The organism is Paraburkholderia sp. RL18-101-BIB-B, from assembly GCF_046026985.1.
GTDB lineage: Bacteria > Pseudomonadota > Gammaproteobacteria > Burkholderiales > Burkholderiaceae > Paraburkholderia.
The window spans coordinates 155,980-173,643 of sequence record NZ_JARESV010000014.1 but is presented as its reverse complement, the minus strand read 5'-3'; the positions used below and the strand labels follow the sequence as shown (position 1 = coordinate 173,643).

16 protein-coding genes are annotated in these 17,664 nt (G+C 65.0%); 6 read left to right on the top strand and 10 right to left on the bottom strand.

Annotated features, from left to right (window positions below):
• Nucleotides 1-414 precede the first annotated feature (414 nt).
• Nucleotides 415-1,482, top strand: a complete 1,068-nt coding sequence (locus P0D73_RS21465) for a response regulator transcription factor (RefSeq protein ID WP_408177813.1) — start codon at nucleotides 415-417, stop codon at nucleotides 1,480-1,482.
• Between the two features lie 110 nt (nucleotides 1,483-1,592).
• Here the strand turns inward: P0D73_RS21465 and sctC are convergent, their stop codons facing one another.
• The 10 genes from sctC to P0D73_RS21415 all read right to left on the bottom strand — a co-directional run bounded on the left by sctC (nucleotide 1,593) and on the right by P0D73_RS21415 (nucleotide 11,347).
• Nucleotides 1,593-3,383, bottom strand: coding sequence for a type III secretion system outer membrane ring subunit SctC (gene sctC / locus P0D73_RS21460; RefSeq protein ID WP_132381825.1), 1,791 nt, complete (start codon nucleotides 3,381-3,383; stop codon nucleotides 1,593-1,595).
• A 78-nt stretch (nucleotides 3,384-3,461) separates the two neighbouring features.
• On the bottom strand, nucleotides 3,462-4,937 hold the full coding sequence (locus tag P0D73_RS21455) for a helix-turn-helix transcriptional regulator (RefSeq protein WP_408177812.1): 1,476 nt from the start codon (nucleotides 4,935-4,937) through the stop codon (nucleotides 3,462-3,464).
• A gap of 189 nt (nucleotides 4,938-5,126) precedes the next feature.
• Nucleotides 5,127-5,990 (bottom strand): type III secretion system export apparatus subunit SctT, encoded by an 864-nt coding sequence (gene sctT / locus P0D73_RS21450; RefSeq protein ID WP_408177811.1) that lies wholly within the window; start codon nucleotides 5,988-5,990, stop codon nucleotides 5,127-5,129.
• Entirely contained in the window at nucleotides 5,987-6,514 is a 528-nt protein-coding gene (locus P0D73_RS21445) for a type III secretion protein HrpB7 (RefSeq protein ID WP_408177810.1), read from the bottom strand. The genes sctT and P0D73_RS21445 overlap by 4 nt, the downstream gene beginning before the upstream one ends.
• Nucleotides 6,514-7,863: a type III secretion system ATPase SctN gene (gene sctN, locus P0D73_RS21440; protein ID WP_408177809.1), complete on the bottom strand. Its 1,350-nt coding sequence runs from the start codon at nucleotides 7,861-7,863 to the stop codon at nucleotides 6,514-6,516. Before sctN ends, P0D73_RS21445 begins: the two co-directional genes overlap by 1 nt.
• Nucleotides 7,860-8,654 (bottom strand): type III secretion system stator protein SctL, encoded by a 795-nt coding sequence (gene sctL, locus P0D73_RS21435; RefSeq protein WP_408177808.1) that lies wholly within the window; start codon nucleotides 8,652-8,654, stop codon nucleotides 7,860-7,862. The genes sctN and sctL overlap by 4 nt, the downstream gene beginning before the upstream one ends.
• Complete coding sequence (locus P0D73_RS21430) at nucleotides 8,639-9,415, bottom strand: type III secretion protein HrpB4 (RefSeq protein ID WP_408177807.1); 777 nt, start codon at nucleotides 9,413-9,415, stop codon at nucleotides 8,639-8,641. The genes sctL and P0D73_RS21430 overlap by 16 nt, the downstream gene beginning before the upstream one ends.
• A gap of 18 nt (nucleotides 9,416-9,433) precedes the next feature.
• Nucleotides 9,434-10,300, bottom strand: coding sequence for a type III secretion system inner membrane ring lipoprotein SctJ (gene sctJ / locus P0D73_RS21425; protein ID WP_408177806.1), 867 nt, complete (start codon nucleotides 10,298-10,300; stop codon nucleotides 9,434-9,436).
• A gap of 34 nt (nucleotides 10,301-10,334) precedes the next feature.
• Complete coding sequence (locus P0D73_RS21420) at nucleotides 10,335-10,733, bottom strand: type III secretion protein HrpB2 (protein WP_132381809.1); 399 nt, start codon at nucleotides 10,731-10,733, stop codon at nucleotides 10,335-10,337.
• Between the two features lie 14 nt (nucleotides 10,734-10,747).
• Nucleotides 10,748-11,347: an HrpB1 family type III secretion system apparatus protein gene (locus P0D73_RS21415; protein ID WP_408177805.1), complete on the bottom strand. Its 600-nt coding sequence runs from the start codon at nucleotides 11,345-11,347 to the stop codon at nucleotides 10,748-10,750.
• 333 nt (nucleotides 11,348-11,680) lie between these two features.
• On the opposite strand from P0D73_RS21415, the gene sctU reads away from it, so the two are divergent.
• From sctU to sctR, 5 genes are read left to right on the top strand one after another with little or no spacing between them, the layout of a single operon-like run.
• On the top strand, nucleotides 11,681-12,796 hold the full coding sequence (gene sctU, locus P0D73_RS21410) for a type III secretion system export apparatus subunit SctU (RefSeq protein ID WP_408177804.1): 1,116 nt from the start codon (nucleotides 11,681-11,683) through the stop codon (nucleotides 12,794-12,796).
• An 11-nt stretch (nucleotides 12,797-12,807) separates the two neighbouring features.
• Complete coding sequence (sctV, locus tag P0D73_RS21405) at nucleotides 12,808-14,913, top strand: type III secretion system export apparatus subunit SctV (RefSeq protein WP_408177803.1); 2,106 nt, start codon at nucleotides 12,808-12,810, stop codon at nucleotides 14,911-14,913.
• 10 nt (nucleotides 14,914-14,923) lie between these two features.
• The gene (sctP, locus tag P0D73_RS21400) at nucleotides 14,924-15,640 is read left to right on the top strand and encodes a type III secretion system protein SctP (RefSeq protein ID WP_408177802.1); all 717 of its coding nucleotides are present in this window, start codon (nucleotides 14,924-14,926) and stop codon (nucleotides 15,638-15,640) included.
• Nucleotides 15,637-17,022, top strand: coding sequence for a type III secretion system cytoplasmic ring protein SctQ (gene sctQ, locus P0D73_RS21395; RefSeq protein ID WP_408177801.1), 1,386 nt, complete (start codon nucleotides 15,637-15,639; stop codon nucleotides 17,020-17,022). Before sctP ends, sctQ begins: the two co-directional genes overlap by 4 nt.
• Nucleotides 17,006-17,656, top strand: coding sequence for a type III secretion system export apparatus subunit SctR (gene sctR / locus P0D73_RS21390; RefSeq protein ID WP_132381799.1), 651 nt, complete (start codon nucleotides 17,006-17,008; stop codon nucleotides 17,654-17,656). The genes sctQ and sctR overlap by 17 nt, the downstream gene beginning before the upstream one ends.
• The last annotated feature ends 8 nt before the right edge of the window (nucleotides 17,657-17,664 follow it).

Here is a 17,664-nt window from a genome sequence, read left to right as displayed (position 1 = left end):
GCCGGCCGTCTCACAGATTCAACAAAGCTCATGGCGACGCGAAGCCATCTTCCTTAAATTGGGCTTTCCAGATTCTCAACAAAGGTAAATATGCCTTGCAACGCTGAAAGGTGCTGCGAACCTTGCTTCGCGTGCGATTCCGGGCGGTTTAAGTCTCTTTTACCGGAACTGGAAAAGGTAACGGAAATTGCTACCGTAATTGCATACCGCCGCGCATCTCGCGGCTAATAACGGCGATCTGCACGCTTATTCACCTGAACAAAGCCGTGCCAAACAAATTAGCGACCTTTCATGCTATTTCAATACATCTTGGGGCGAAACAATTCGTTACAGCCCTGATATTTTAAGGGCCGTAATTTGCGGGACACGCAATGCGATTCAGGAAGCAACCTTAAGCATCTGTCCCGGGAGGGCATGTTGAAATTCGCCGTGATGACCACCAGCAGCAGCCTGTTCAATCTGATTTGCCAATGCTTTCGCGACGATACGATCGAATGCTGCCGCTTCCTCGATGACGTCGCGCTGTCGCGGGCGATCTATCGCGAGGACTATCACGCCATCCTCGTCGACGTCGCCACGGGCATCGACGCGACGCGCGCCGTATTCGCGCGCCGCGCCTGCTACGGCGACCGCCGCGCGCCGTTGATCGTGATCGGCGCGTTCGCCGATCGCGACAGCATCGAGCGCGCTTTCGAAGTGGGCGCCGACGACGTCGTGCTCTCGCCGATCGACCGTGGCGAACTCGAAGTCCGCACTTACCAGGCGTTGCGCCGGTTCCAGTCGCCGACGCCGGTGCAAGCCGAAGACTGGGCCGAACTCGGCCCTTACCGTCTCGACCGGCGCACGGGCACGGTCTTGATCGACGAACGCGAAATCCGCCTGACGGTGCGTGAATTCGCAATTGCGTGGCTGCTGTTCTCACGCGCCGGCGAGTACGTGAGCCGCCGCCAGATTGCGGGCGCAATCTGGAGCAGCACCGAAGATATCGTCGGGCGCACGCTCGAACAGCACATCTACAAGCTGCGCAAGAAACTGGGATTGAACGGCGCATCCGGCGTTCAGCTTCGCACGATGTATGCGCACGGATATCGCGTCGAGTTGTGCGACGGCAAGACGGAGAGCGAAGCGATCATCGCCGGCCTGCCCGAAATCCAGCCAGCCGCGCAGACCGCCGATGCGATTGCGGCAATCACCCAGGCCGTCGACATCGATCGCAAGGAAGCCGCCAGCAAATGCATCGCGCCGACGGCCCGACCATGCATGACGCTGGACGTGCATGCGAAAGACAGTGAAGCCGCGCGCAACGCGCAACCGTGGGGCCAGTATGCCGCGATGTGGCACGGCGGCACGGCGCACCTCGTGCACCCGGTCGCGAGCTTCGCGGCGCACGGCGAGGAGTTGCCAGGCAGCGAGGCTTCGCCGGCGCTGACGTCGTTCTCGGTGCCCGCGGCGCTATTGAGAGGCAATGCACGCCGGCGCTAAAGTTGACGCGCGGCTAACGAGGCCGCGCACCGCATCGAACGCAAGCAGGGGCAAGCGCGGTTCAAACCGCCCTTGCCCCTGCCTTCACATCGAACTCCGGCGCATGCCGATTACAGATCGAGCACCCGTGGCGATAACAGAAAGACGTGTTCCATATGCGAGCGCTGGTCGTTGTTGTACCGGAACAGCGCGCCGATGAGCGGAATCTTCGACAGACCCGGCACGCCGGTCACGCCGTTCGAGTCGTTGTCCACGCTATAGCCCGCGATCAGCAGACTCTCCCCCTCGCCCACAAAGGCTTGCGTATTGATCTCGCTGCTGGTGATCACCGGAATGTTGTCGACCTGCTGACCGGTGAGCTGACCGTCCTCGATATGCACTTCGAGCTTGATGCGCATCTGGCCGTTTTCCTGCACCACCATCGGCAGCACGCGCAATGAGACGCCCGTGGACACGCTGTACAGATCGGCTGACGTATAGCCCGATACGCGCACGAAAAACTTGGTCTTGTTGTCCATCACCGCTTCGACGTTGTCGAGCGTCGCGACCTTCGGCGATGCATCGATCTTCGCTTTCGAGGTGGTCTGCAAAGCGTTGACGCGCGCCATCAGATAGCGCCCGGCGTCGCCGAGCACGGCGGTAATCGAGGCGCCCACCGGCGTCGCGGAAACGACCGTGGTGCCGTCGGCGAGCGTCGTGGTGCCGAAGTTCGGATTGATCGAGCCGTTCGCGAAGCTGTTCTGCTGATTCGTGCCGGTGCCGGTCTGGAAGTCGAGATGGCTGTTGTGAGCGCGCCAGTCCACACCGATCTGCGCCAGCACGTCGTCGTCGATTTCGATGATATGCGCCTCGATCTCGATCAGCTTGGGCCGCGTATCGAGCTGATCGATCAGCGTCGCGTACTGGTCGATACGCTGTGGCGTATCGCGAATCAGCACGGAGTTGGTGGTCGGGTCCGGCTGCATGATCGGCAACGAGAGATCGCCGCCGCTCGGCGGGCTCGTCGGCGAACCGCCCGGCGCATTCGCATAGCCGACATTGCCTGGGCTGCCGTAGTTGGACGGCTGCGCATTGCCGACCAGGCCGCCGAGCGTCGCGCCCTGCCCGTCCGCCATATTGGGCGGCAACGGCGGGTTGTACACCTGGCCGCCGCCGCTGTCGCCGCCACCCACGTCGGTCATCGGCGGTACGCGTTGCATGTTCGGCGACATCGAAGTCTGCGACTGGCCACCACCACCGCCCCTCCCCTGTTTCGCGTGATACATGTTCGACAGGACGGTCGCCACGCCCGGCACCGTGATCGTGTTGCCGTCGATCTGCACCTTGTGATCGGCGGCCCATGCATGCTTGAGCTTGAACACGCGAATCACCGACCCGCTGCGGCGGCTCGCGTTGTCATCCAGACGACGGGCGATCTCGCTCACCATCTGCACATACTGCGGCGGCCCGTTGACGATGGCCGTGCCCGCGCTTTCGTCGTACACCACCGGAAAGCGCGAGTCGTCGACGCTCATGGTGTGCAGCGCCGCGCGCAGATCCGCGGCCGACGCATGATCGAGCTTGATCACCTGATGCGTGACGTCGTTGGCGCTGCTGATCGACAAAACACTGCCGTCATAGAACCAGACAAAGCCGAAGGTCGAGGCGAGCGTGTCCAGAAAGCGCTGCGGCGATGTGTCGAAGCGGCCGGTCACCGTGCCCTGAACGTTGCCCGCGATCGATGCGGCCACGCCCTGGCTTGCGGTGAAATCGCGCAGCACGTCTTTCAGGTCCTTGCCTTCGACGGCAATATGCACCGCGTTGCTGCGCCATCGCACCGGCGCCGCGCTGGCGGGCTGCAGCCCGCCCAGCGTGAGGGACGCCGCGAGCCACGCGGCGCAGAAGAGCGTCTTCGATTTCATGGAGTCGACTGAGTGAAGGTGAAGGAAAGAAACCGCGAATCAAGTCGCACGCCGCCGCGGCGAGCGGCAACGAACCCGCTATCGTTCGAGCGTCTCGGACGGCGCTTCATGAAACTGCTTGCGATATCCGTTGACGAGCGTCGAGCGGTTCTGCACGCCCCATTTGCTCGCCGCGCCTAGCACGCCGCGATCGCTGGAATAAGAACGGTCGGTGAGTTCGGCGCGAATCCGTTCCATGCGCTGACGGCGGATCAATTCAGTGGGCGACAGCCCGAGGAAATTCTTGAAGGCGCTTTGCAGCGCGCGTTCGGTCACGCCGATTTCCGCGGCCACCTCGCGGACCGAGAGATCGCGCCGGTCCAGGTTGTCGAGCACATAGCTGTATGCGCGGCGATACTTGGCCGGCAGGCGCGCGCCCACATCGTCGAGTTGCGGCGAGGCTTTTGCGCTGCGTTGCAGGAACGGCGCGCGCGCCTGCGAGTCTTCGCGCAGACACTGCATCGCGACCAGCGCATAGCGGCTATACAGTTGCAGCGATTCCTGCGCGCGACCTTCGGCCTGGCGCGTTTTCGCGGTGCAGTAGAGGTATTCGAGCTGACGGTGGCCGGTAGTGCCGTTGCGGCCGATCTGATGCAGCGGTTCCAGAATCGAGCAGGCCAGATGCGGCGCCGCGCCCGCCAGCGTCGCGAGTGCGATTTCCAGTCGCAGCGTGCGCTGATAGTCGCCGAGACCCTGCTCGCGCGACCATTGCAAATGACGCTGCAATTCACCGATGGCATCGCGATCCGCGCAGGCGGCGAGGCGCAACTGCTGCAGATAGTCGATACGCGCGCGCAGCAATGGCGAGCGCACACCGAACACCGCGCGCGCGAGACCGTCGACGCTCATGTCAACGCCCTGGCCCGGCCGCGGCGCGTGTTCGCTCGACAAACCCGAATGCCAGTAGACGTGATCGCGCAGCGCCGTCGCGGCCCGCACTTCCATCTGCACAGCCAGGTCGAAACGCATCGTGGCAAGCAGTGCGTGCCAATGGCCCGCTGCATCGTCGAGATCGCGCTCCACGCGTTCAAACAGATCGTCGAGCGCGTCGGCCGCTTCGCTGGTGCGGCCCAGTTCATTGAGCACGCAGACGATCCCGAAGTGCGCTTCCACCGCGCGAGCCGGCTCGATCTCGGGTTCGTCCACGACACGCGAAAAACAGGCTAGCGCGGTGCCGAGCCGGTGACGGAACAACGCCTGCCACGCGGCATTGCGGCAGGACGCCGTGCGGATCGCATGCTTCGACGAACGAATCAGTTTCTGCGAACGACGGTAGTTCTCTTCCGCCTCGACTTCGATACCCAGCATCAGTTGCAGATCCGCGTGCAGTTGCAGTGCATGCGGCGCGGCTTCGGCGTGACCCACTTCGTCGGCCCAGCGGCTCGCGAGCTGGCTCGCGGCGCTCACCTTGCCGTCGAGCAAGGTGTCGAGGAAACGGCCGGACAGTGGCGTGTGTTTGCAAGGTGCGGGCGTCGCGAGTGCGGACACCACGGGGAAGTAAAGCATCGAGAACATGGACGACTCCTCTGAGTGCAGGAACGCGTCGCACGCGGCACGCGCGTTGCGTTCGGTGGAGTCAATGTAACGATTCGCATCAAGCGAAGTTTCAATTAATCTGATATTCGCGGCGCATTTGAGAAGGTTTGAGTTTTGCCGCGAGGCCGTTGCAATGCGGTACGTTGCGCATGCATTCTCAACATAACCTCAAGGCTTCGCTACGGGCGCGGATGCATTGGGCGCATCCTTCGCGGCCGGCGTCTTGGTCGTATCGGAGAGCACGCGAAACTCGGCGGCGAGACCGCGCAACGTCACCTGGTCTCGCACCTGATCCACGAAGATGCCGACGAACAACGCGAGCATCAATACCGTGACTGCGCCTTTGACCGGCTGACTGAGCGTCATCAGATCGAGTTTCGAAGCGGACTTCGCGGCGAAGCCAAAGGCGAAGTCGATCAGCAGCAGAATGAACATCATCGGCGCCGCGAGTTTGGCGACCGATTGCATCAGCGAATCCGTTTGCGTCAGCACGAACGATTCGAGAATGTTCGACACGTTCGGCCCCGCCGAGATAATCGGCCACCAGTGATACGACTCGTACAGCGTGCCGAGCAGAAACGTCATGCCGCCGAGCGCCCAGAATGCAACAGACGCAATCTGGCTGAGCAAGGTGGCGGTCGGCGTCGACTGTTCCTGGCGCATGGGGTTGGTGATCTGCACGTTGTTGTAGCCGGTCAGATCGTCGATATACGTGCCCGCGCTTTCCGCGACCCAGAACACGATCGATGCCGCGAAGCCGATGGCGAGTCCGATCAACGCCTCGCGCAAGCCGACTTCGAGCAGCAGCACGCCGTGCAGCGATTGCATGAACGCGACAGGCTGGCCGTAGGCCACATACGAACTGAACAGCAGCACGATGGCATTGCGCACCACGCCTTGCAGGAGACCGTCGGCGGTCGGCGGAAAAATGAACATCACGATGAACAGGCGCAGCGAACACACGCCGATCAACGTGATATAGCCGACCAGCAGCGAGCCGAGTTGCGGCAACGCCGATGCGATGTCGTTCATGCGTGCGCCCCGCGTGCCTGGAAGCGTCGCGCCAGCGCGGTTTCCTCGGCCTCTTCGTCACTCGCGTCGCTGGCGGCATTCTCCTGAACCCGCCGGATGTCGCGAATCCGTTCGCCGCATAGATCGATGCGGCCTTGATTCAACGCGATCTCGCGCTGGGTCTGCGCGATCGCGGCGAGGTTTGCTTGCACCGCGGCTTCGGCATGCGCGAGTTCTGTTTCGAACACGCGCAGCCGGTCGTTCACCACGCCGATATACAACCGGCAGTTGTTCAGGTCGTCGAGCGAGAAGGCTTCGGTGCCCGTCATCATGCCGTCCACGCGATGCTGGTAGAACTGCAGCACGCCCGCTTCGTGCGCGACTTGTGCCGCCTTCGCATCGCGTGCGGCTTCGAGCGGCGCATGCGCGCCGCGCTGCGCCGTGAGCGTGACGCGCAAGCTCTCGTCGAGACGGCGCCGCCGCGTGCAGGATCGCTCAAGTGCGACGATGCGCCGTTGCTGCAGGCCTTTCGATCCCGCGCTCATCAGCCGAGCCCGCTCAGGTCGTAGAGTTGCGCCTCGGTGTCGTTCGGCGCGGCATAGTCGCCGGTGCGCTGCGAAAGGAACGCCTTGATCGCGTCGGCCTTGGCGATCGCCTCGTCGGCGAGCGCGTTGGTGCCGGGCTGATACTCACCGATCTGCAGCAACATCTCGACTTCGCGATGCTTCGCCATCAATTCGCGAATCCGTGCGGCTGCCTGCACGTAGCCGTCCGGCACGACTTGCGGCATCACGCGCGACAGACTGCCGAGCACGTCGATCGCCGGATACTGGTTCTTCGCCGCGATTTCGCGCGACAGGATCATGTGGCCGTCGAGAATCCCGCGCACTTCTTCCGCGATCGGATCGCTGCCGCTGTCGTCTTCGGCGAGCACGGTATAGAGCGCGGTGATCGAACCCGTTTCGCCCATGCCCGCGCGTTCGAGCAGGCGCGGCAATTCGGCGAAGATGGACGGAGGAAAGCCGCGCCGCGCCGGCGGCTCGCCGGCGGCGAGGCCAATCTCGCGGCCGGCGCGCGCAAATCGCGTGAGCGAGTCCATCATCAGCAGCACGCGCTGGCCACGGTCGCGAAAGTATTCGGCGATTGCCGTGGCGACGTAGGCTGCCTTGGCGCGCTCCATCGACGAACGATCCGAAGTCGCGCACACCACCACCGAGCGCGCCATGCCTTCAGGTCCGAGAATCAGCTCGACGAATTCGCGCACTTCGCGGCCGCGTTCGCCGATCAGCGCGATCACGTTGACGTCGCACGACGCGCCACGCGCGAACATGCCGAGCAAGGTGCTCTTGCCAACGCCGGCCGGTGCGAAAATGCCCATACGCTGGCCTTCGGCGAGCGTCATCATCGCGTCGACCACGCGCACGCCGGTCGGCAATGGCGCATCGATCATGCGGCGGCTCATCGGGTCGGGCGGTGCGGCGAAGATCGGCCGCAAGGTATCGGAATGAATCGGCGGCCCGCCGTCGACCGGTTCGCCCAGGCTGTCGATCACGCGGCCGAGCAACATGTCGCCCACTTTCACGGCGAGCGAACGTCCGAGCCCGATCACCTGCGTCGAACGCGAAATGTTTTCGAGGCGCGAGAACGGCGAGAGCAACGCGACGTCGCGCGTAAAACCGATCACCTCGGCGTGTTGCAGCAGCGTGCCGTTCGGCGCGCGCAGTTCGCAAAGCTCGCCGAGCGACAGATCGAGCCCGGCCACCTTGATCAGCGTGCCGATCACTTCCAGCACTTTGCCGGTCCGCGCCACCCCCGGCACGGCCAGGATTTCGCGCTCGATCTCGTCGGTGAGACGGTCGAAATCGACCGTGCGGGTCAGCCACGGCGTGCTCATGCGGCTTCCTCGCCGTCTGGCGCAGCGGGCGTGGCGGGTTCCTCGCCGCCGGCATCAGCCTCTTCCACGGACCGCTTCAACGCGCGCGACACCGCGCTGCGCATGGCGCGCAATTGCGTGTCGAGACTCGCATCCACCGTGCCGAAGTCGGACTCGCACACGCAACTGCCCGGATCGAGCCGCTTGTCGGCGATCACGGAAAGCGGGATCGGCTGGCCGAGATCGCGCCAGCGCGAGGCGAGCCGATCGAAGGTGGCTTTGGCTTCGGCGTAGTCGTCGGGATGCACGGCCACGCGCAGATAGGTCGCGCCTTCCACGATCCGGTCGACGGTGGCGAGCGCCCGCTCGAACAACGCCTCGTGACGCTCGACGCGCACGATCTGCTCGACCGCCGACGCCACGATCTGCGCGAGCCGCTCGCGCATGCGCATCTGCAACTGGTTCTGCGCGTCGGCGACATCGGCGAGACGCTCCATCCAGTCGGCGAGCGCACGGTCGCAACCGTCGCGATACCCCTGCTCGCTGGCCGTGTCGTAGTCGCGCTGCGCCTGGGCGGCGATCTCCGCGGCCTGAGCATGACCCGCATCGACGATGCGCGCCGCTTCGTCGCGCGCGTCGGCAAGCAGGGCCTCGCGTTCGATGGCGAGCGCGGCGTAGGCTTCGTCGATCGACAGCAGTTCGCCGAAGGTCGCGCGCGGAATCACATCGCTGACCACGCCGACGCGCGCGGACCAGCCGTGCGCGTCGTTTTCGCCGAAAGCGGAGCGCGCGCGCTTCAACCAAATAGCCATGCAAACTCCGGTAGCAGATCGGACAGCCGCGCGAACAGGCGCGCCGAGCCGGCCGCGTCGATCGAATCGGGAACGGACGCGAGCCACGCCGGTGTCGTCAGCACGCGCGGCAAGGCGAGACGCAGCAGCGGAAACGGCACGCGCGCACTGTCGCCGGCGCAGTTCGCACCGTTCACATGGCCCAGGTCGCGCAGCAGCAACGCGCAGCCTTCGACGGCGAGGGTGCCGGCATCCAGCGCGGTCAGCGGCGGCATCGCGGCGCGCGCGGCGAGGCGCGCAATATCGGGGGCATCGGCAAGATGCGCGTCCTGGGTGAGACGGTCGACGCCGACACCGGTCCACTCGGAAAGCTGCGAACGGGTGCGCTTGTCGATCAGACGCCGCGCTTCGGCACGGCGGAACGACAGGGCGCGCATGCGCAGCACCTGCAGCGCGTGACGCACCGGCAGCACGTCGAGCAGCACGGCGTTCGGCTGGGCCGCGCCGGACGGCGTCGGTTTGAGCGCGCTATGCGTGAGGGACGCGAAGGCGGGCGGCTTGACAGCGGCCGCATCGGCGAGCGCGTGTGAACAGCTCTCCACCGCCGCGCTGTTCGCGCGTTCGAGCGCCATGCGCCAGCTTTCGAGTTGCACGGCATCCGCGCCGAGCAACGCGGCGCTCCATGAGGGATCGGCCCAGCGGGCCGCGCTCGCGAGATTGCGGCGATACGCATCGAGCGCCGCGGCCACGCGCATGAAGGGTAGATCGGTCGGCGCGTTCATCGTAGCCGCGTCGACGGATCAGTTCGCGGGACGCAGACGCCGCAAGCGCGCCAGCAATCCGGCGAAGCGCCCGCTCGCGCCGGCCGCGGCATCCGCGTTGCCGGCGGCATCGCCGCTCCTGGGCCGTCCGGCGATCACGCCACGGCGCGCGAGCACCAGCAGCCCGGTCGCGGCCAGCACGATCACCCCGGCCAGCACGCCGAACCACCACGCCGGGACGCCGTTGCTTTGCGGCAGTTGCGAGTATTCGACAGGATCCGCCGCGACCGCGGTCACGCTGACCTGATCGTAGGTGAGCCCTTCGACGCTGTGCATGACCAGCGTCTTGATCTGCGGCACCAGCGCGCCGATATCGGAGTCGCGCCGGTACTTGATGAACACCGCCGCCGACGACGGCTTGATGGTCTGCGCAAGCGGATCGTTATTCGGCAGCACGATCTGCACGCGCGCGACCAGCACGCCGTCGATCTTCGAGAGCGTCGACGACAACTCCTGCGAGGTGCCGTAGATGAAGCGCACGCGCTCCTCGGTCGGCGTCGAGACGAGGCCGTCCTTCTTGAACAGGCCGCCGAGGTCGTCGAACTTGCTGTGCGGCAGACCGCGCGCGCGCAGCACTTCCATGGCACGCACCATCTGCGCGTCGTCGACATCGAGCGACCATGTCTTGCCCGCGTCCGACGTGTCCTTGGACGCATCCACGCCGCGTTCCAGCAGCGCGACCACCATCTCGTTGACGTCCTGCTCGGAGAGATTGCCGTATAGCTCCTTCTTGCAGCCGCCGAGCATGACGCACAGCGCCAGCACGCAGAGCAGCGGCGCGGCTCGGCGGGCCGGTCGCGCGACAGGCGGCACGGCGGGCTGCACAGCGGGCAATCGGTCGAACATGGTGACGGCGTCCGTGACGAAGTTGAATGACGGGTTACTGGTTTTTCATCAGCGTTTCGATCGCCGACTTCGACGAATCCACCACGCCCATCTTCGCTTCCAGATCGAGCTGCGTGCTGGCGAGTTCGAGCGTCATGCGGATGGTGCCCGCGCTCATCTCGTTCATCGACATGGTCGGAGCCTGCTGCGCGAGTTGCAGCGCGTCGTTGACGGTGTGCTGCAATTCGGCGTCCTGCGCCGCCACCAGTTTCGAGGCAACCGCCGTGCCGTCCTGCTGCGGCGTGGCGGGCGCGCTCATCTGCCCTTTCTGCATCAGCGACTGAAACTTGTCCGCCAGTTCAGGCGTGGTTTGCGCGGCCGGCGCGGCGCCCGCGCTTTGCGACATCTGCTCGAGCGACGCCTGCAAGGCGGTCGTGGTGGCATTGACGGTCATGGGCGGCTCCGTGATCAGGCGCGCAGGAACGACTGGTGCGCATAGTCGACCGGCGCGGCCGCGGCCGGTGCGGGCGCCGCTGCGGTCGCGGGTTCGGCGGACTGCGCGCCTTCGGCGGTTTCCGCGTCGAATTCTGCCAGCGCCTCGCACGACTTCGGCGTGACGAACCGGCCGCCCGCGCGCTTGACCTTCATCGCGTTGAGCAGGTCTTCGCGAGCTTCGAGCGCGCGCACCAGCGATTGAGTGTCGCGCGTCGGATTGTTTTCCATGGCTTCGGCGGCGCACTGTTTCCAGTCAGGGTCGCCTTTCGCGGACAGACAAAACGCGAGCAGCGCCTTGGCGTAGCCGAAGCGCGGCGCGTTTTCGCCGACCTGGCGCAGCACGTGAATCGCATCGTCCCAGTGGCCGCGCACCATGTGCAGGATGCCGTCGAGCGTATCGATTTCGGCGACGCGCGGTCGCAGCACGCGCAGCGCGTCGAGCACGAGTTCGATGTCGTACGGGTCGGCCGACACCTTCGGGAAGTTGCTGAGCAACGCGGTCGAGACTGTTTCGATCAGGCCGCCGACGACATCGGGGCTGCAATTCAGGTAATCCGGCGTGCTGACGGTCATGGCGATGGGCTCCTGACAGAAGCGTTGAGGTCGACCGTGCCGTTCGCAGCCGGTCGGGAAGGATGACGCAAACATAGCAACCGCCGCGCGGCGGCAAGCCGTCGAATGCGAAGTGGCCGCAACGGATGCGAAGCCGTGCTGTTTGCGTAACAGCGCTGTCCATGCTCGCGCGTCAACGGCGCGATCCCGGTGCGGATTGCGTGCCGGCGGCGAATCAAAGCGCTTCGTAATGCGCGCGCCCGCTTCGCCTCGCCCGGCACGCGAGGCGGGTGCGGGCGCTATCGTCAGGCGGACTATGAGGCGCTGCCCTCCTCACATCGCGACCGAGCCGACATGAGCGACGAAAAGACCGAAGAGCCAACACAGAAAAAGCTGCGGGACGCGCGCAAGGAAGGCCAGGTGTCCCGCAGCAGCGATTTGACCGATTCGATCTCGATGTCGGCGGTGGTGCTGCTGCTGATGGCGGGCGCGAGCCACTTCAGCGACGCCATGCGCGAGGCGGTGACGATCGCCACCGGCTTCGTCAACGGCGATCATTCGCTCACCAATATGCAGACGCAGTTGTACAAGATCGGCGGCCTGGCGCTGTCGGCGATCGTGCCGTGCGTATGCATCGCGGCGCTCGCCGCGATTGCCGGCTCGATCGGCCAGGTCGGCATGCAGATCGCCACCAAGCCGGTCACGCCGGACCCGAAAGCCGTCAGCCCGATGGCGGGCCTCAAGCGGATTTTCTCGGTTCGCACGCTGATCGAGTGCGCGAAGATGATCGTCAAGGCGGTGATCGTGTTCTGCGTGATGTGGCAGACCATCAAGTGGCTGTTTCCGCTGATCGTCGGTTCGCTCTATCAGCCGCTGCCGGAACTGGTGCGCATGTTCTGGGATCTGCTGCTCAAGGTCTTCATGGTGGCCGCGGCTGTGTTCGTGCTGGTCGGCGCCGCCGACGTCAAGCTGCAGAGTTTCATGTTCCTCAAGAAGATGAAGATGTCCAAGGACGAGGTCAAACGCGAACACAAGAATCAGGAAGGCGATCCGCGCATCAAGGGTGAACGGCGGCGGCTCGCGCGCGAAATGCTGAATGCGCCGCCGCAGTCGAAAGTGGGCATGGCCAACATGATGGTGGTGAATCCCACGCACTATTCGGTCGCGGTGCGCTACGCCCCCGAGGAACACCCGCTGCCGCGCGTGATCGCCAAAGGCATGGACGAGAGCGCCGCCGCGCTGCGGCGCGCGGCGCGCGATGCGGGCGTGCCGATCATCGGCAACCCGCCGGTGGCGCGCGCGCTGTACAAGGTCGGTCTCGACGAGCCGATTCCCGAAGAACTGTTCGAGACGGTCGCGGCCATTCTGCGCTGGGTCGAATCGATCGGCGCGCGGCGCAACGAAGGCGCACTCGCACCCGACGACGAAACCTCGCCCCACACGACGACTCCGCCGCCCGCCCTCCATTGACGAGACCCACCATGCTGAAGACGCTGAAACTCCCTGCCGGCGGTGAAATCGGTATCGTCGCGCTGATCGTCGCGATCATTTCGCTGATGATCCTGCCGCTGCCGCCGACGCTGATCGACATTCTGCTCGGCGTGAACATCACGATCAGCGTGACGCTGCTGATGGTAACGATGTACGTGCCGGACGTGGTGTCGCTTTCCGCGTTTCCGTCGCTGCTGCTGTTCACGACGCTGTACCGCTTGTCGCTGAACATCGCGTCGACCAAGTCGATTCTGTTGCATGCCGAGGCGGGTCACATTATCGAGAGCTTCGGCGAACTCGTGGTGGGCGGCAATCTCGTGGTCGGGCTGGTGGTGTTCGTGATCATCACGACCGTGCAGTTCATCGTGATCGCGAAAGGTTCGGAACGCGTCGCGGAAGTCGGCGCGCGCTTCACGCTCGACGCGCTGCCCGGCAAGCAGATGAGTATCGACGCGGACCTGCGCGCCAATCTGCTGACCGCCGAGGAAGCCCGCCGCAAGCGCGCGACGCTCGCCGTCGAAAGCCAGTTGCATGGCGGCATGGACGGCGCGATGAAGTTCGTCAAGGGCGATGCGATTGCCGGGCTGATCATCACGATGATCAATATCGTGGCGGGTATTGCGGTCGGCGTCGCGTATCACAACATGAGCGCGGGCGAAGCGGCAAACCGTTTTTCGATTCTCTCGGTGGGCGACGCGATGGTGTCGCAGATTCCATCGCTGTTGCTCTCCGTGGCAGCCGGCGTGATGATCACGCGCGTCGCCGACGAGCGGCAAGCCAAGCCCGGTTCGCTCGGCGACGAGATCGGCCGCCAGCTCGGTTCCAGTTCGCGCGCGCTGTACTTCGCGGCCATCCTGCTGCTCGGTTTCGCTGCCGTGCCCGGTTTTCCCGCAGCGCTGTTCCTGCTGCTCGCCGGCACGCTGGCGTTTACCGCGTGGCGTTTGAACACCAAGAAGCCGCAGCAGAGCAGCCATGAACGCGAGTCGCTGCACGCGATGCAACGCTCGGGCGCGAAGATCGACGTGCCCGCGATTCTGGCGCGTGCGCCGCAGTTCACCTGCCCGCTCGGCGTGCGGATCGCGCCGGACCTCGTTGCGCGGCTCACCATGCCCGCGCTCGACAAGTCGTTCGAAACCGAACGCGCGCGGCTTCAGGAAGAACTCGGCCTGCCGTTTCCGGGCATCACGATGTGGACGTATGCCGCATTGCCGGCGTCCACTTGCCAGATCCTCGTTCACGACGTTCCGCAACTCACCATTGGACTCCCCGCCGGCAAAGTGATGTTGCCCGAAGCGAGCCGTCTCGCGCATTCGGCGGCACCGGTGACGCTCACTAGCGAAGAGAGCGAGGCGCTGGAGGTGCTCGTCGCGCAATGCGAGCCGGGGCCGCCGATCGACACGAGCGGCACGCCGACGCGTTGGCTGGAAGAACGCTCGGTGCCGCCGAAAACACCCGTATGGCGTGCGGAGCAGGCCATCGCACACGCCTGCGTCGCGTTGATGCGGCGCCACGCTCCGCTCTTTCTCGGCATTCAGGAAGTGCAATGGATCCTCGACCAGCTCGCGAGTGACTATCCGGGGCTGGTCGCCGAAGTGCAGAAAGTGCTGCCGCCGCAGCGTATCGCCGACGTGCTGCGACGTCTGCTCGAAGAACAGATTTCGATTCGCAATGTCCGCACGATCATGGAAAGTCTGATCGCGTGGGGACCGAAAGAGAAAGACATGCTGATGCTGACCGAGTACGTGCGCGGCGATCTCTCGCGCTTTCTCGCGCATCGGGCCGCAAGCGGCGAGCGGACCTTGTCGGCGGTGCTGTTCGACATGCCGGTCGAGCAGCATATCCGGCAGTCGATCAAGCAAACGCCGACCGGCAATTTTCTCGCCTTGCCGCCCGATGAAACCGCGCTGCTGATCGACAAGATCCAGTCCTTCGTCGGCGCGGTGCCGCGCGAGGGCGTGGCGCTCGTGACCTCGATGGATATTCGCCGTTACGTGCGACGCATGATCGAGGCGCGCCTCAACTGGCTCGCGGTGTATTCGTATCAGGAACTCGGCGAGCACGTCGAATTGCGGCCGCTCGGCCGCGTGTCGATCTGAGGCGGCGGCGATGACGCATATCGCTTCGCGCCACGTGCGTGTGATTCCGGGCGAAGCGGATAACGACACACCGGAAGACGCCGCTTCGCGTTCCGCTTCACGTGGCCGCGGCTTCGACTACGCGTCGTTGCTCGGCCGCCGCCGCGCGTTGCATCGGCTGAACAACAACGCGGATGCCGATGCCCACGCGGGCTCGCAAGGCGGCAGTCATGCGGATGCCAGTGAAGACGCAGAGACCGCATCGGCGCCCGCCGCGCCGCAGCCGTTCTTCCCGCACGAAGGCGACGCCGGTCACGATGCTGCCGAAGAGAGCACGGGCTCAGGTTCCGGCGCAAATACCGAACTCACGCTTTCGCCCGAACGCCTCGCGATCGGCGCACGTGTCGCCGATGCCGCGCAACCGGTCGTGTCCGCCGTGTATCGGCAACAACAGCGCTTCGTGCAGCTGCTCGGCTCGCTGGCGCGCGAGATCGGTGCGTTCTGCGGCGATCCGTCGATTGCGGAAGCAGGCAATTGGGAAGTGCAACTGCCGCTCGATCAGAAACTGTTGCCGCACACCACGCTGTATCTGACGCTTTCGCGTTTCAGTCTGCAGCTTCGGTTCGACACGACGGATACGGCGGCGCGGCAATTACTCTTGGAACATAGCGCACTGCTCGAACGAGAACTCGACACCTTGCTGCGCGCGTGGGGTGAAGCCCGCGAAATCGAACTCACTGTCTGGTGACAGATTCCCTGCGCATGACCTATCCGCTCGACGAGCCGACGACTGAAGACGAAGCCGTGACCGACCCGCGCGCGGTGCGTAAACGCGCATCGGTCAGCGAGCCGTCGCGCGGCGCGGCGGAGCTTGCGCATCGGCGAGTGATCGTGCCGTTCCGCATGCCGGTCGTGTCCCACGGCGACGCGCGCATTACGCGCACGATCTGCGATACGCGCGTCGCCAATCATCTGCGTGTGACGCTCGGCATCACCGAATGGCATGCGGCGTTGACCGATGCCCATACGTTCGATGCCGCCTACGCCGATCCCGGCGTCATCGAACTCACGCTCGCCCCGGTTGACGGCGGCACGACAACCGGCCTGCGTGTGGCGCTCGATCTGCGCGCCTATCCGGCGCTGTCGATCGCGGCATGGCCGGATAGCGACGCGCTGAGCACCAAACCACCCGCCGATGTCGCCTTGCGCCAGGCCGTCGCGGGCGTCGTGCTGGCGCCGTTGTTCGAGCGGCTCGTCGGCGCCGGCTTCAAGGACCCGCGTGTGGTTGCCGTGCGCCGGGCGCGCCTGCGCGATATCGCTTCGACTTCGACTTCGGCTTCGATGCGCAAGCTCACGAGCGAAGCCCACGCCGCTACGCCACCGGTCGTCGCGCTCTCGTTCGTACTTGCCGAGCGCCGCTATCAGGCTGCCGTTATCGCCGAGCCCGCATGCTACGACCTGCTCGACCGGCTATTGCGCAGCGATACCGACGCGACCCAGGCGCTGAACCCGACACCAGGCGCATTCGCATCGAACGATTCGTCGGCACACGCGAGCGCCGACCTCGACGTGCCGGGCAGCCTGATCCTCGGCGTGAAGCGCCTGCCGGTCGACACGCTGAATGCGCTCGAACCCGGCGACGTGCTGCTGCGCGCCGCCTTCCCTTCGCTCGATGCGGCGCTGCTCGGCGCATCGGACGACTCATCCGCGTCTCACGCTCGGCCGCGTGCCGTCGCCGCGTGGGGCACCCCTGGGCTCACCCGCGTGTGCGCCGCTGTGGAAATCGACGGGCACGCGCTCGTCATCGTCAAGGAGCCGAACATGTCAGAAGAGCTGGACCCGGCGAGCGCCGACGCCGGGCTCGCCATCGACGATCCCGCCGATCCGATCCGGATCGGAGAACTCGAACTGCCGGTGCAGTTCGAGATCGACACGGTGGCCCTACCGCTCGCCCAACTGTCGGCGCTCGGCCCAGGCTATGTGCTCGAACTGCCCGTTCCCGTGGCCGATGCCCAGTTGCGGCTCGTCGCGCATGGACAGACCATCGGCTATGGCGAGCTGGTGACGGTCGGCGAACATCTCGGTATCCGCATCATTCGCATGGCGCACAGGCATGGTCCAATTCAGTGATATCACCGGGCTGCTGCTGGTCGTCGTCGCGATCAGCCTGCTGCCCTTCGTCGCCATGGTGGTCACCTCGTACGCGAAGATCGTCGTCGTGCTGGGTCTGTTGCGCAATGCGCTCGGCGTGCAGCAGGTGCCGCCGAACATGGTGCTCAACGGCATCGCGATTCTCGTCTCCATCTACGTGATGGCGCCGATCGGCATGCTCGCCGCGAAGACGCTCGAAGGCCAGCAACTTGCCTCGCAACCATCGCAGGCGCTGATACAGGCGTTCGGCGCGGCGCGCGAGCCGTTCCGCGCGTTTCTCGTCAAGCACACCAACGAGCGCGAGAAGCGCTTCTTTCTGCGCTCGGCTTCCGTGGTGTGGCCGAAGGAAGAAGCCGCGCAGATCAAGGAAGACGACCTGATCGTGCTCGCGCCCGCCTTCACGCTGACGGAAATGACCGACGCGTTCAAGATCGGCTTTCTGCTGTACATCGCCTTCATCGTGATCGATCTGATCATCGCAAACGTGCTGCTCGCGATGGGCCTGAACCAGGTCACGCCGACCAACGTCGCGATACCGTTCAAGCTGCTGCTGTTCGTGGTGATGGACGGCTGGTCGACGCTGATTCACGGCCTCGTGATGTCCTACAAATAGCGCGGGAG